Below are 13,105 nucleotides of genomic sequence, written 5' to 3'. Positions count from 1 at the left end.
ATCTCTGGGGCGCATGTGAACCGGGGGGCTTCAGTTTCAGCTACCTCCGTCGATCACGGCCCCGAGCGCCGCCTCATTGACGATCAGCTACTGGGGGTAGCAACCACATGACCAAGAAGACGCGGATCCGTGTCGCGCGCATAGTGGCGGGCGCCGTGATCGCCGCCGGTGCCTCGCTGACCGCCGCGGGTGCCGCTTCGGCCGCTCCGGGTGACGACTGCGGGTTCCTGGGGATCGGGTGCGAGACGCCGTCCCCCGACCCGACCGACCCGGGCACGCCCACGGACCCGGGCATCCCGACCGACCCGGGGATCCCGACCGACCCGAACCCGACCGACCCGGGCACGCCCACCGACCCGGGCATCCCGACCGAGCCGGAGATCCCGACCGACCCGACGGAGAACCCGACCGAGCCGGAGGAGCCGGAGGAGCCGAGCAACCCGGGTAACCCGGGCAACCCCGGTGACGGCGACGACAACGGCAACGGGAACGACAACGGCAACAACGGTGGCGGCAACAACGCCAACCCCGACGGCGGCTCGAACGACTCCGCCCAGGGTGCCGGCTCGTCGGCCCTGACCGACACCGGCTCCGACACCCCGGCCGACACCTCGGCCCAGGGCGGCGGCGAGGAGCTGGCCGAGACCGGTGCCGCGCAGACCACGTTCCTGCTGGTCGGCGCCGCGACGATGATCGCCGGCGGTATCGGCTTCCGCGTGCTGCCGCGCCTCATGGGCGGCCGTGGCGGTGCGGCTGCCTGAGCAGGTAGCCGACAGTAGTCGAAAGGGCCCGGAGCGCAGTGCTCCGGGCCCTTTGCCGTTTACGCGGTCTGGTGTGCCAGCAGCGCCACCGCGGCGATCAGCACCACCAGCAGGGCGATCAGCGTCATCGGATTCAGGGCGGCCAGCGGATTCTCCTGCTGGAGCCGCTCCCGGTTGGCCCGGCACACGGGGCAGCGGCCCTCGCTCACGGGCGCGGCACAGTTCGCGCACACCAGCCGGTCGTACGTCATGTGCTCGCCCTCCTAGTGCCGGTTCTTTTCTGGACAACGCTCTCGGGGGCGAGAACGTTCCCCCTCCACTGTGCCAGGTTCCTCCGGAGGGTGCGCGGGGCCCTTCCTAGGGGTTGGTTCCGTCGTCGCGGGGCTGCGGGCTCGTCGTGGTTGCTCGCGCCCACGCGGCGGAGCCGCATATCGACACAGCCCCGCGCCCCTGGGGAGTCAGGTCCCCCTCAGTACAAATGCGCACAACCTGCGCGCAACCCTGACCGGTGACTGCAGTTGCCCACTCGGTTCGCGTATGGTCACGCTCATCTACCCCCGGCGACCCGTGGTGCATCCGTGATCCGATTCGACAATGTCTCCAAGGTCTACCCCAAGCAGACCCGCCCAGCCCTCAGGGATGTCTCCCTGGAGGTCGAGAAGGGCGAGTTCGTGTTCCTCGTGGGGTCCTCCGGCTCCGGAAAGTCCACCTTCCTGCGGCTGATCCTCCGCGAGGAGCGGGCCAGCCACGGGCAGGTGCACGTTCTGGGCAAGGATCTCGCGCGCCTCTCCAACTGGAAGGTGCCGCACATGCGCCGCCAGCTGGGGACGGTGTTCCAGGACTTCCGGCTGCTGCCGAACAAGACCGTCGCCGAGAACGTGGCCTTCGCGCAGGAGGTCATCGGCAAGTCCCGCGGAGAGATCCGCAAGTCCGTGCCGCAGGTGCTGGAACTGGTCGGCCTCGGCGGCAAGGAGGACCGGATGCCGGGCGAGCTGTCCGGCGGTGAGCAGCAGCGCGTCGCCATCGCGCGGGCCTTCGTCAACCGGCCCAAGCTGCTGATCGCCGACGAGCCCACCGGCAACCTCGACCCGCAGACCTCCGTCGGCATCATGAAGCTGCTCGACCGGATCAACCGCACCGGTACGACCGTCTTGATGGCCACGCACGACCAGAACATCGTGGACCAGATGCGCAAGCGCGTCATCGAGCTGGAGAAGGGCCGCCTCGTCCGCGACCAGGCCCGCGGCGTCTACGGCTACCAGCACTGACGATCCACGACGGAAAGGCTTAACCAGACGCCATGCGCGCCCAGTTCGTTCTGTCGGAGATCGGTGTCGGTCTCCGCCGCAATCTGACGATGACCTTCGCCGTCATCGTCTCCGTCGCCCTCTCCCTGGCCCTGTTCGGCGGTTCGCTGCTGATGAGCGACCAGGTCAACAGCATGAAGGGCTACTGGTACGACAAGGTCAACGTCTCGATCTACCTCTGCAACAAGGCCGACGCCGAGTCCGACCCCGCCTGCGCCAAGGGCGCGGTCACGGAGGAGCAGAAGAAGCAGATCAAGGCCGACCTGGAGAAGATGCCGGTCGTCGACCTGGTGTTGTACGAGTCGCAGGACCAGGCGTACAAGCTCTACAAGGAGCAGTTCGGCGACTCCCCGCTGGCCAGTTCCATCACTCCGGACCAGTTGCAGGAGTCGTACCGCATCAAGCTGAAGGACCCGGAGAAGTACCGGGTCATCGCGACCGCTTTCAGCGGCCGGGACGGTGTGCAGTCCGTGCGGGACCAGAGGGAGACCCTGGACAACCTCTTCAAGCTGCTCGAAGGCATGAACTGGGCCGCGCGCGCGGTGATGGCGCTGATGCTGGTCGTGGCGCTGATGCTGATCGTCAACACGGTGCGCGTCTCGGCGTTCAGCCGGCGCCGCGAGACCGGCATCATGCGGCTGGTCGGCGCCTCCGGCTTCTACATCCAGGCGCCGTTCATCATGGAGGCAGCGGTCGCCGGACTCATCGGCGGCGCCGTCGCGTGCGCGTTCCTGGTGACCGCGCGGTACTTCCTCATCGACCACGGACTGGCCCTCGCCGACCAGTTGCGGCTGATCAACTTCATCGGCTGGGACGCCGTTCTGACGAAGCTGCCGCTCATCCTCGCCACCAGCCTGCTGATGCCCGCGTTGGCCGCGTTCTTCGCGCTGCGCAAGTACTTGAAGGTGTGACGCATGCCAAGAGGGGCCGTACGGTCAACGGACCGTGCGGCCCTTCGTGTTGTCCTAGACTCACCGCCATGTCAGGTCGTGACCTGTTCTGTCAGCCCCGCCGCATGCGCCGCGGGGCCGCCCTGACACTGGTGTTCACGAGCGTGCTCGTCGCCGGTGCCGCCACGGGCTCGCTGCCCGGCACCGAGCGCAGGCCCGCGCCGGGCCCGTCCCGAACGGCCGCCTCGGTCGCCCGCCCCGACGAGGTGACGGACGCCGCGCTGGAGGCGATGGCCGACGGCAAGTCGCCCCTGGAGGCCGCCGAGCGCGCTGTCAGCCGCAGCGGGGACCGCTGGGACGCCGTGTATTCGAAGGGCGAGTACGAGGAGTTCGAGGAGGCCCTGGACGGCGCGTACACGGGCGTCGGGCTGTGGGCGCGGCGGGAGCGGGACGGGCGGATCGAGGTGACCGAGGTCGCCGCCGGCTCGCCCGCGGCCGACGCCGGGATCCGCGCGGGCGACCGGCTGCGCAGCGTCGACGGGCGCATGGTCGACGGGCGGCCGGTCACCGAGGTGGTCTCCTTACTCCGCGGCGACGCCACCGACGCCCCCGCCGGTACGCCCGTCCGGCTCGGCCTGGAACGCGGCACGCGCGCGTGGAGCCTCACGCTGCGCCGGGCCCGTCTCTCCACCGGCTCGGTGACCGTCCGCACCCTCCCCGACGGGGACACCCTCATCAAGATCGGCGCCTTCACCAGGGGCGCCGGCGACACCGTCCGCGACGCCGTCCGGCGCGCCCCGCGCGGTGCCGGGATCGTCCTCGACCTGCGCGGCAACTCCGGCGGCCTGGTCACCGAGGCCGTCACCACCGCCTCCGCCTTCCTCGACGGCGGGCTGGTCGCCACGTACGACGTCGAGGGCGAGCAGCGGGCCCTGCACGCCGAGCCCGGCGGCGACACCGAAAGACCCCTGGTCGCGCTCGTCGACGGGGGCACGATGAGCGCGGCCGAGCTGCTGACCGGAGCCCTGCAGGACCGGGGCCGGGCGGTCGTCGTCGGCTCCCGCACCTTCGGCAAGGGCTCGGTCCAGATGCCGAGCCGGCTGCCCGACGGCTCCGTCGCCGAGCTGACCGTCGGGCACTACCGCACCCCCTCCGGCCGCGGGGTGGACGGGCGGGGCATCACCCCCGACCTGGAGGCGGACCGGGACGCGCTGCGCCGGGCGGAGACGGTCCTGACGGGCCTGGGCAGCTAGCGGCACCCCCGGCTTCACCCCTCGCATAATGACTTCCCGCACACCCGCTCCGTAGTGCGAAAATGGTCGGCACTATGGCTAAGGAAAAAGGGCGCAAACTGATCGCGCAGAACAAGAAGGCGCGGCACGACTACCTCATCATCGACACCTACGAGGCCGGGCTGGTCCTCACCGGTACCGAGGTGAAGTCGCTGCGCCAGGGGCGCGCCTCGCTGGTCGACGGCTTTGTGCAGTTGGACGGTCACGAGGCGTGGCTGTACAACGTGCACGTGCCGGAGTACAGCCAGGGCACGTGGACCAACCACAGCGCCCGCCGCAAGCGCAAGCTGCTGCTGCACCGCGAGGAGATCGACAAGCTGGAGTCGAAGTCCCAGGAGACGGGTCACACGATCGTGCCGCTCTCCCTGTACTTCAAGGACGGCCGGGCGAAGATCGAGATCGCGCTGGCGAAGGGCAAGAAGGAGTACGACAAGCGGCAGACGCTGCGCGAGAAGCAGGACCGGCGCGAGGCCGAGCGGGCGATGTCGGCGGTGCGGCGCAAGCAGCGGGCGTAGCACCGTTTCCCGGCGCCGGGAATGAACCGGCACCGGGTGGTGTTGTACCTGGTACCACGGCTGGGTGACCGCCGGGAATACGGTGGCATCGTCGAGCGCTGATCCCGTACGATGGCACCTGCACCCCACGGTGGGTGCGGCGTTTGAAAAATCAACATGGGGATGATCGGTTTCGACAGCGGCTGTCGAAGCAGGGGAAGCGTGTCGAGGAAGCGGCCATGATCTCGTAAACCACAGGCCGAAAAAAATAATCGCCAACACCAAGCGCGATTCCTCCCAGCAGGCCTTCGCCCTCGCTGCCTGATCTCAGGTAGCAGAGCGAGCCTCCTAACAAGGGAGTGTCAGCCCGGGGCTGTTCCCGACCCGGATCCTGGCATCAGCTAGGGAACTAAACCTCGATCCCGGTCACGGGGTGAAGAGGGAAACCAAACAGTGACTGAGCCCGTCGGAGACTTGTCCGCGTGATCTCCGGGGCCGAGAAAATCAGAGCGGACTGCACACGGAGAAGCCCTGGTTCCGCACCGTTGGACGCGGGTTCGATTCCCGCCATCTCCACGAGCCCCTCCGGGGGTACCCCATGTGGGCAAGGCCCCGTCGCTGCGAGCGACGGGGCCTTTGTCATGCTGTGACCGTCATGCCGTGACCGTCCGGCGCGCCGTGCTGCTCCGCACCGTCAGCTCCGGCACCAGCAACGTCGCCCCCGGCACCGCTTCCCCGTCCAGCTTGCGCATCAGCAGTTCCACCGCGCGGGTGCCGATCTCGGTGGACGGGAGGGTGATGGAGGTCAGGGGGACGCGGGTGGACTCCGCGAGTTCGGTGGGGCAGATGGCGGTGACGGAGAGGTCGTCGGGGACGCGCAGACCCAGTTGCTCGAAGGCGTCGAGGAGGGGGTCGAGGATCGCCTCGTTGTGGACGACCACACCCGTCAGGGCCGGGCGCTCGCGCAGCAGACGTTCCGCCGTCGCGCGGGCCGCCGCGGGGGTCGCCTCGCAGGGGTGGACCGTGGAGGCGAGGCCGTGGCGGTCGGCGGCGGCCGTGAAGCCCTGGACCACGCGCTGGGCGTAGGCGGTCCGGCGGACGTAGACCTCCGGTGGGGAGCCGACCAGGGCCACCACCCGGTGGCCGAGCTCCGCCAGATGGTCCACGCACGCCTCGCCCGCCGCCCTGAAGTCCAGGTCGATACAGGTGAGTCCGGCTGCTTCCGCCGGCAGACCGATCGTCACCGATGGCCGGTCCAGCGTCCGCAGCAGCGACAGCCGGGGGTCGTGCAGCTGTACGTCCATCAGGATCAGCGCGTCCACCAGCGCCGTGTCCGCCACCCGCCGCAGGCCTTCCTCGCCCTCCTCCTGGGTGAGGAGCAGGACGTCGTGGTCGTACGTCCGGGCCGTGGTGACCACCGACACCGCGAACTGCATGGCCACCGGGATGTGGATGCCCGCCCGCAGCGGGACGACCAGGGCGAGCACGTTCGACTTGCTGCTGGCCAGTGCGCGGGCGCCGGCGTGCGGGCGGTAGCCGAGGGCGCGGATGGACGCCTGGACGCGGCGCCGGGTCTCCTCGGAGATCGGGCGTTTGCCGCTGAGCGCGTACGAGACGGTGCTGGGGGAGACGCCCGCGTGCCGGGCCACGTCCGTGATCTTGACCATCAGTCCCCCTGCTCCCCGAGGTCCAGCGTGAGGAATCCCGTTCCGGGCGATGCCCGGACCACCCGGTCCCCGGCCGCCAGCGCCCACGGTGCCGCCGGGTCGCCGCACGACGCGCGCAGCATGTCGCCCTCGCGGACGACCGTGAACGTCACGTCCCCGACCGGCACCGTGACCTGCGCGCCGCGCCGCAGCCCGTACACCCGCAGGGTGACCCCGTCGGCGTGGTCGTAGTCGGGGCGGTCGGCCACCGCGCCCACCGGGATCACCGCGCCCGGGCGGACCAGCATCGGGACACTGTCGAAGGCGTGCTTCTCGCGGACCCAGCGCGGGCCGGTCACCGTCTCCCCGCTCACGAAGTGGGTCCAGGTGCCCTCCGGGACGTAGTACGTGACGTCGCCCTCGTCGCTGAACACCGGCGCGACCAGCAGGTCCGGGCCGAGCATGTACTGCCGTTCCAGGAACGCGCACCCGGGATCGTCCGGGAACTCCAGCATCATCGCCCGCATCACCGGCAGCCCCTCGGTGTGGGCGGTGCGCGCGGCCTCGTACAGGTAGGGCATCAGGCGGAGCTTCAGGCGCGTGAAGTGCCGGGCCACCGCGACCGACTCCTCGTCGAACAGCCACGGCACCCGGTACGACGACGAGCCGTGCAGACGGCTGTGGGACGACAGCAGGCCGAAGGCCAGCCAGCGTTTGAACAGGGCCGGGGTCGGGGTGCCCTCGAAGCCGCCGATGTCATGGCTCCAGAAGCCGAAGCCGGACAGACCGAGGGACAGGCCGCCGCGCAGGGACTCCGCCATCGACTCGTACGTCGCCTCGCAGTCGCCGCCCCAGTGCACCGGGAACTTCTGGCTCCCGGCCGTCGCCGACCGGGCGAAGACCACCGCCTCGCCCTCCCCGCGGTGTTTGCGCAGGACGTCGAAGACCGTGCGGTTGTACAGGTACGTGTAGTAGTTGTGCATCCGCTCGGGGTCGGAGCCGTCGGACCACGCCACGTCCACCGGCACCCGCTCGCCGAAGTCGGTCTTGAAGCAGTCCACGCCCTGCGCGAGCAGCGCCTCCAGCTTGCCGGCGTACCAGTCGCGGGCCGCCGGTGAGGTGAAGTCGACCAGGGCCATGCCGGGCTGCCACAGATCCCACTGCCACACGCTGCCGTCCGGCCGGCGCAGCAGGTGTCCCAGGGCCTTGCCCTCGGCGAACAGCGGCGAGCGCTGGGCGATGTACGGGTTGATCCACACGCAGACGTGCAGGCCGCGCTCCTTCAGCCGGGCCAGCATGCCCTCCGGGTCGGGGAAGACCCGCGGATCCCACTCGAAGTCGCACCAGTTGAACTCGCGCATCCAGAAGCAGTCGAAGTGGAAGACCGAGAGCGGGAGTTCACGCTCCCGCATGCCCTCGATGAACGACGTCACGGTGTCCTCGTCGTAGGACGTGGTGAAGGACGTCGACAGCCACAGGCCGAAGGACCAGGCGGGCGGCAGCGCCGGGCGGCCGGTGAGGGCGGTGTACGTGCGGAGGATGTCCTTCGGGGTGGGCCCGTGGATGACGTAGTACGTCAACTGCTGTGCTTCCACGCTGAACTGCACCCGGGAGACGGCCTCCGAGCCGACCTCGAAGGACACCTTGCCCGGGTGGTCGACGAAGACGCCGTAGCCCGCGTCCGTGAGGTAGAACGGGACGTTCTTGTAGGCCTGCTCGGTCGCGGTGCCGCCGTCGGCGTTCCAGATGTCGACGACCTGGCCGTTCTTCACCAGCGGACCGAAGCGTTCCCCGAGGCCGTACACGCTCGTCCCCACGCCGAGGCCCAGCTGCTCCCGCAGATAGTGCGTGCCGGTCGCGTCCCGCATGATGCCGATGCCCTTGGGGCCGCTGGAGGTCAGGACCCGGCCGCCGGCGAGGAAGTCGACGTGCCAGGGGCCGGTGCGGGCCAGCCGCACCGACAGCGTGCCGGAGGTGAGGGTCGCGTACTCGTCGTCGTACGACACCTGGGGGGTGAAGTCGTGCCGGGTGAGGTCGAACTCCGGGCCCCGCGATTGCTCGCCCTCCAAGTGGGTGAGGGTGATGCCGATGACGTCGGGCATCGGCGCGTGCACGCTGATCGTCACGACCGGTCCCTTCAGGGTGTCGCCGCGGTGGCGGACGGGCTGCGTCGGCGCGTGGATCTCCAGCGTGCCGTCGGCGGCGGTGACGTCGTGGACCTCGACCGGGTGGGCCGCGGTGACGCCGTCGCGCAGCAGCCAGTAGCCGTCGGTGAACTTCAAGCCCCAACCCCTTACCTGACAGCCCCGACGGCGATGCCGCGGGTGAGTGTGCGCTGGAAGACGAGGAAGAAGACGAGCGCGGGCAGGACGCCCAGCAGGGCGGCCGCGTTGGTCATCGTGGCGTCCATCAGGCGCTGGCCCTGGAGGACGCCGAGCGCGACGGAGACCGTCTGGTTGTCGTTGGAGATCAGCATGACCAGGGGGAGCAGGAACTCGTTCCAGGTCCAGATGAAGAAGAAGACCAGCAGGACGCCGAGGGTCGGCCGGCTGACCGGCACGACGATCCGCCACAGCACCTGCCATCTGCTCGCCCCGTCGATGCGGGCGGCCTCGATGATCTCCCGGGGAAACCGGCTCAGCACCGACGACAGCAGATAGGTGCCGAACGCCGCCTGGATCACCGTGAAGACGATGATCACGCTGAGCCTGGTGTCGTAGAGGCCGACCTGCTTGCTCAGGTGGTAGACGGGGTAGACCAGCGCCTCCTGCGGCAGCATGTTCGCGAGCACGAAGAACGCGAGCACCCAGGTGCGGCCCTTCACGCGGCCGATGCCGATCGCGTACGCGGTGAGGATCGACAGGACCGCCGCGAGCACCGCCACCGCGCCGCTGATCAGCACCGAGTTGAACAGCTTCTGCCCGTAGTCGACCCGCTCCCAGAAGTCGCGCAGACCGTCCAGGTAGAGGCCTTCGGGGAGGCTGAGGGGGCCGTTGCGGGAGTACTCCGCCGGGGACTTCACCGCGTTCACCGCGACGATCAGGAACGGCACGATCATGAACAGGGCGGCGAGGCAGAGGGCCGCCAGCACCGGGAAACGGCGTACGGCGGTCATCCCCGGCCCTCTTCCTCGGCGTCCTCGGCCCGCGCCTGGAGCCTCAGCCCGATCAGGGACAGCGCCAGGATGATCACCGTCAGGACGGTGGAGATCGCCGCGCCGTAGCCGACCTGGGTCTTCTCGAAGAACGTGGTGAAGGAGAAGTAGGAGGGGACGTTCGTGGCGCCGCCCGGGCCGCCCTTCGTCAGCACGTACACGGCGCCGAACACCTTCAGCGCGGCGATCGTGCACCAGGTGAGCACGACATACGTCTCCGGGCGGATCTGCGGCAGCGTGATGTGCCGGAAGCGGCGCCACCAGCCGGCCCCGTCCAGCTCGGCCGCCTCGTACAGCTGCGGGTCGACCCGCTGGAGCCCGGCCATGAACACCACCAGCGGAAAGCCGAGCTGCACCCACACCATGACGCCCATGACGGTGTACAGCGCCAGGTCGGGGTCGCCGAGCCAGTCCCGCTGCCACGCGCCGAGGCCCACCGCCTCCAGGAGCGCGTTGAGGGAGCCGTTCTCGGGGGCGAGGATCCAGCTCCAGACGATGCCGGCGACCGCGATCGGGAGGACCTGCGGCAGATAGAAGCAGGCGCGCAGGACGGTGACCGTCCGTGTGCCGAAGTGCTTGCCGACGTAGTCGAACAGGGCGGCGGCCAGGACGAGCCCGAGGGCCGTCGGTATGACCGCCATCGCCACGACCATGAACAGGCTGTGGCGGAAGGACGCCCAGAACTCGGCGTCGTCGAGGAGCGTGCGGTAGTTGTCGAGCCCGGTCCATCGCGGGGTGCCCACTCCCTGCCAGTCGGTGAAGCTCACCCCGGTGTTCATCAGGAACGGCAGCACGACCACGGCGAGGAAGGCGAGGGCGCCCGGCAGCAGGAACAGCGCGTAGGAGTCGCGGAAGCGGCCCGTCATCGCTGGGCGACGCCCTTGTCGTACGCCTCCTGCAGGGCGTCCAGACAGGCGTCCGGTGTCGTGCTGCCCGTCATCAGCTTCTGCGTCTCGGAGACCAGCACATCGTAGAAGCCGGCGACCGGCCAGTCCGGGTAGAAGGCGAGGCCGTCGCGCTCGGAGAGGGTGGTGAAGTTCTTGATGAGAGTCTTGGACTGCGGGTCCGTGATGGCGTCCGGGTCGGCGGCGACGGGCACGCCGCCGTTGTTGCCGAGCAGGTTCTGGATCTTCTTCGACAGGGTGATGTCGATGAATTCGTACGCCAGTTGTTTGTTCTCGGCGTTCTTCGGGACCACCCACAGATTGCCCCCGGAGCCCAGCGTGAGCCGGGAGCCGGGCCACAGGAAGGTGCCCCACTCGAACTCCGCCTCCTCCTGGAAGCGGCCGTACCACCAGCTGCCGGAGAACAGGATCGGCGCCTTGCCCTGGAGGAAGGAGACTCCGGCCTCCTCGGCCTTGGTGTTGGTCGACTTGTCGCTGATGTACCCCTTGTCGACCCAGTCGGCGAAGGTCTCGGCGGCGTACGTCCAGGCCGGGTCGTGGAAGTCGGTCTCGCCGCGGTACAGCTCGTAGGCGTCGACCCAGGCGCGGTCGGCCTTCGACAGGGCCAGCTGGTAGAGGTACTGCTGGGCCGGGTACTCGGCGCCGGCGTTGGCGAGCGGGGTGATGCCCTCCTCGACGAAGGTGTCCATGGCGGCCGTGAGGTCGTCGAGGGTCTCGGGCTCGGCGAGGCCGTGCTGCCGGAAGAGCTCCTTGTTGTAGAAGACCATCGTGTACTCGGCGTAGTTGGGCACGCCGTACCACTTGCCGGAGCCCATCACCCCGTTCTCGTCGTACACGCTGGTCGTACGGACGCCCTCGCCGATCTTGTTGTCCCAGCCGCGCTTGGCCGCCTCCGCGGTCAGGTCGGTGAGCAGGCCCTGCCGGGAGAGGTGGCCCGTCGTCGCGTTGCCCTTGTTGTACTCCATGAGGTCCGGGGCGTCGGAGGAGTTCAGGACCATCGGGGCGGTCTTCTGGATCTGCTCGAAGCTCTTCTCCTCGAACTCCACCGTCACGCCCGGGTGGGTGGCCTCGAACTCCTTGATCGCCTCCGCCCAGGCGACGCCCATCGCGCTGTTGGGTCCCTCGTAGTGCCAGAGCCGGAGGGTCTTGGCGTCGTCGCCGCCGCCCTCTGCCTGGCCGCCACCGCAGGCGGCCAGGAGCAGCGACCCGGCCACGATCACCGCCGTCGCCGCGGTCCGGCCCACCACACGCCTTCGTGTCGTCAACATCCTGGCCTCCAGGGGGAGTTCGCGGGTTGCGGGTCGCGCAGGGTTGTCGAACTGGTTCGATGCGTGGCGCCTCGGTCATCGAAGCGCTTCGACGGGCGAAGGTATGTGCGGGGTAGGAGACCGTCAATGGGTTACGCGGCAATCCAGCGGAAACCTTGTGGGATTCGGTCGGAAGTCTTGTGGGGCTCAGTGAAGCGGTTCGACGACCCGAACGGGCCGGAGCGTGGCGAGGGTGATGACCAGGGCGGCCGCGGCTGCCGCGACCGGCACCCCGTACCCCGCCGTCGCCGACACATGCTCCGCCGTCCAGCCGCCCAGCGCGCTGCCGCAGGCGATCCCGCCGAGCAGCCCGGTCACGGCCAGCGTCATGCCCTCGTTGAGCCGCCCCTCGGGAGTGCGTTCCTGCACCAGAGCCATCCCGGTCACCATCGTCGGCGCGGTCGCCATCCCGGCGACCAGCAGCGCGCCCGCGAGGACGAGCAGCGAGCCGGTGAGCGCCGCCGCGAGCAGCGGCAGGGTGAGCAGTACGGCCATGGCGCCGATGCACCGGACGTACCGGACCTCGGCCGGTCCGCCCGGCCGGAGCCTTCCGTACACCAGCCCGGCCGCACAGGACCCGGCGGCCTGGAGGCCGAGGACGAGCCCGGCCGCCGTCTGCTGACCGCGCGCGTCGGCGAACGCGAGCGTGACGACCTCCATCGCGCCGAACACCGTCCCCATGGCGAGGCAGACGGCGAGCAGCGGCGGCATGCCGGGCGCGCGGATCGGCGAGGTGCCGCGGGCGCCCGGCCCCGCGGGCGGCGGCTCGGTGGCCCGCTGGGCGGCGAACAGCAGCACGCCGGAGAGCAGCAGGATGACGGCGACCAGCGTGCCCGCTTCCGGGAAGAAGGCCCCGCACAGAAAGGCGGCCAGCACCGGGCCCAGCATGAAACACAACTCGTCGGCCGCCTGCTCGAAGGCGTTCGCGGTGTGCAGCGCGGCCTGGTCACGCTTCAGCAGGTGGGCCCAGCGAGCGCGGGACATGCCGCCGAGGTTCGGGGTGGTGGCGGTGGCGGCGTAGGCGGCGAACAGGGTCCAGTCGGAGGTGCGGTGACGGACGCAGAGGACGAGCGCGAGGCTGCCGAGGACGGCCAGCAGGGTGGCGGGCACGGCGATCCGCGCCTGGCCGTACCGGTCGACCAGCCGGGCCGTCCAGGGGGCGACCAGCGCGGTCGCGGCGAGGCCGGTGGCGGTGACGGCGCCGGCGAGGGCGTACGAGTCGCGCGCCCCGGCGATCATCACGACCGCGCTCACGCTGAACATGCCCATGGGCAGGCGGGCTATGAGGTTTCCGGCGGTGAAGGCCTTGGCGCCCGGGTGGGCGAAGAGGTGGCGGTACGGCATGGACG

12 protein-coding genes and 1 other RNA gene are annotated in these 13,105 nt (G+C 69.9%); 6 read left to right on the top strand and 7 right to left on the bottom strand.

Translation table 11 applies throughout. The features are described 5' to 3' along the window. Positions 1 to 107 precede the first annotated feature (107 nt). Entirely contained in the window at positions 108 to 761 is a 654-nt protein-coding gene (locus ACZ42A_RS17385; RefSeq protein WP_468528049.1) for an LPXTG cell wall anchor domain-containing protein, read from the top strand. A gap of 59 nt (positions 762 to 820) precedes the next feature. Here the strand turns inward: ACZ42A_RS17385 and ACZ42A_RS17380 are convergent, their stop codons facing one another. Beyond that, positions 821 to 1,012: a hypothetical protein gene (locus ACZ42A_RS17380; protein WP_468528048.1), complete on the bottom strand. Its 192-nt coding sequence runs from the start codon at positions 1,010 to 1,012 to the stop codon at positions 821 to 823. A gap of 327 nt (positions 1,013 to 1,339) precedes the next feature. Between ACZ42A_RS17380 and ftsE the strand changes: the two genes are divergently transcribed. From ftsE to ssrA, 5 genes are all read left to right on the top strand, one after another. Further along, positions 1,340 to 2,029 carry a cell division ATP-binding protein FtsE gene (gene ftsE / locus ACZ42A_RS17375; protein WP_468528047.1) on the top strand — a complete coding sequence of 230 codons (690 nt, stop codon included), beginning with the start codon at positions 1,340 to 1,342 and terminating at the stop codon, positions 2,027 to 2,029. 32 nt (positions 2,030 to 2,061) lie between these two features. Next, the gene (gene ftsX, locus ACZ42A_RS17370; RefSeq protein WP_468528046.1) at positions 2,062 to 2,979 is read left to right on the top strand and encodes a permease-like cell division protein FtsX; all 918 of its coding nucleotides are present in this window, start codon (positions 2,062 to 2,064) and stop codon (positions 2,977 to 2,979) included. Positions 2,980 to 3,047: 68 nt separating this feature from the next. Continuing rightward, positions 3,048 to 4,211: a S41 family peptidase gene (locus tag ACZ42A_RS17365; protein ID WP_468528045.1), complete on the top strand. Its 1,164-nt coding sequence runs from the start codon at positions 3,048 to 3,050 to the stop codon at positions 4,209 to 4,211. A 74-nt stretch (positions 4,212 to 4,285) separates the two neighbouring features. After that, the gene (gene smpB / locus ACZ42A_RS17360; RefSeq protein WP_043506586.1) at positions 4,286 to 4,765 is read left to right on the top strand and encodes an SsrA-binding protein SmpB; all 480 of its coding nucleotides are present in this window, start codon (positions 4,286 to 4,288) and stop codon (positions 4,763 to 4,765) included. Between the two features lie 158 nt (positions 4,766 to 4,923). Continuing rightward, positions 4,924 to 5,323: a transfer-messenger RNA gene (ssrA, locus tag ACZ42A_RS17355) on the top strand. A 74-nt stretch (positions 5,324 to 5,397) separates the two neighbouring features. On the opposite strand, the gene ACZ42A_RS17350 is transcribed toward ssrA, so the two are convergent. The 6 genes from ACZ42A_RS17350 to ACZ42A_RS17325 form a co-directional block, all read right to left on the bottom strand. After that, a complete protein-coding gene (locus tag ACZ42A_RS17350) occupies positions 5,398 to 6,411 on the bottom strand; it encodes a LacI family DNA-binding transcriptional regulator (RefSeq protein ID WP_468528044.1) in 1,014 nt (337 codons plus the stop codon). Further along, entirely contained in the window at positions 6,411 to 8,672 is a 2,262-nt protein-coding gene (gene yicI, locus ACZ42A_RS17345; protein ID WP_468528043.1) for an alpha-xylosidase, read from the bottom strand. Before yicI ends, ACZ42A_RS17350 begins: the two co-directional genes overlap by 1 nt. A gap of 11 nt (positions 8,673 to 8,683) precedes the next feature. Further along, positions 8,684 to 9,505, bottom strand: coding sequence for a carbohydrate ABC transporter permease (locus ACZ42A_RS17340; RefSeq protein WP_468528042.1), 822 nt, complete (start codon positions 9,503 to 9,505; stop codon positions 8,684 to 8,686). Then, complete coding sequence (locus ACZ42A_RS17335; RefSeq protein ID WP_468528041.1) at positions 9,502 to 10,410, bottom strand: carbohydrate ABC transporter permease; 909 nt, start codon at positions 10,408 to 10,410, stop codon at positions 9,502 to 9,504. Before ACZ42A_RS17335 ends, ACZ42A_RS17340 begins: the two co-directional genes overlap by 4 nt. Then, positions 10,407 to 11,717 carry an ABC transporter substrate-binding protein gene (locus tag ACZ42A_RS17330; protein WP_468528040.1) on the bottom strand — a complete coding sequence of 437 codons (1,311 nt, stop codon included), beginning with the start codon at positions 11,715 to 11,717 and terminating at the stop codon, positions 10,407 to 10,409. The genes ACZ42A_RS17335 and ACZ42A_RS17330 overlap by 4 nt, the downstream gene beginning before the upstream one ends. A gap of 186 nt (positions 11,718 to 11,903) precedes the next feature. Continuing rightward, entirely contained in the window at positions 11,904 to 13,100 is a 1,197-nt protein-coding gene (locus tag ACZ42A_RS17325) for an MFS transporter (protein WP_468528039.1), read from the bottom strand. Positions 13,101 to 13,105: the final 5 nt, after the last annotated feature.

The sequence above is a fragment of the Streptomyces sp. NPDC030838 genome (assembly GCF_055572035.1).
This window is presented reverse-complemented; position numbering and strand designations above follow the sequence as displayed.

Coding starts and splice junctions, on each gene's coding strand:
- ftsX (WP_468528046.1), top strand. CDS start 2,062: ATGCGCGCCCAGTTCGTTCTGTCGGAGATCGGTGTCGGTCTCCGCCGC.
- ACZ42A_RS17325 (WP_468528039.1), bottom strand. CDS start 13,100: ATGCCGTACCGCCACCTCTTCGCCCACCCGGGCGCCAAGGCCTTCACC.
- ACZ42A_RS17340 (WP_468528042.1), bottom strand. CDS start 9,505: ATGACCGCCGTACGCCGTTTCCCGGTGCTGGCGGCCCTCTGCCTCGCC.
- ACZ42A_RS17380 (WP_468528048.1), bottom strand. CDS start 1,012: ATGACGTACGACCGGCTGGTGTGCGCGAACTGTGCCGCGCCCGTGAGC.
- smpB (WP_043506586.1), top strand. CDS start 4,286: ATGGCTAAGGAAAAAGGGCGCAAACTGATCGCGCAGAACAAGAAGGCG.
- ACZ42A_RS17330 (WP_468528040.1), bottom strand. CDS start 11,717: ATGTTGACGACACGAAGGCGTGTGGTGGGCCGGACCGCGGCGACGGCG.
- ACZ42A_RS17350 (WP_468528044.1), bottom strand. CDS start 6,411: ATGGTCAAGATCACGGACGTGGCCCGGCACGCGGGCGTCTCCCCCAGC.
- ACZ42A_RS17365 (WP_468528045.1), top strand. CDS start 3,048: ATGTCAGGTCGTGACCTGTTCTGTCAGCCCCGCCGCATGCGCCGCGGG.
- ACZ42A_RS17335 (WP_468528041.1), bottom strand. CDS start 10,410: ATGACGGGCCGCTTCCGCGACTCCTACGCGCTGTTCCTGCTGCCGGGC.
- ACZ42A_RS17385 (WP_468528049.1), top strand. CDS start 108: ATGACCAAGAAGACGCGGATCCGTGTCGCGCGCATAGTGGCGGGCGCC.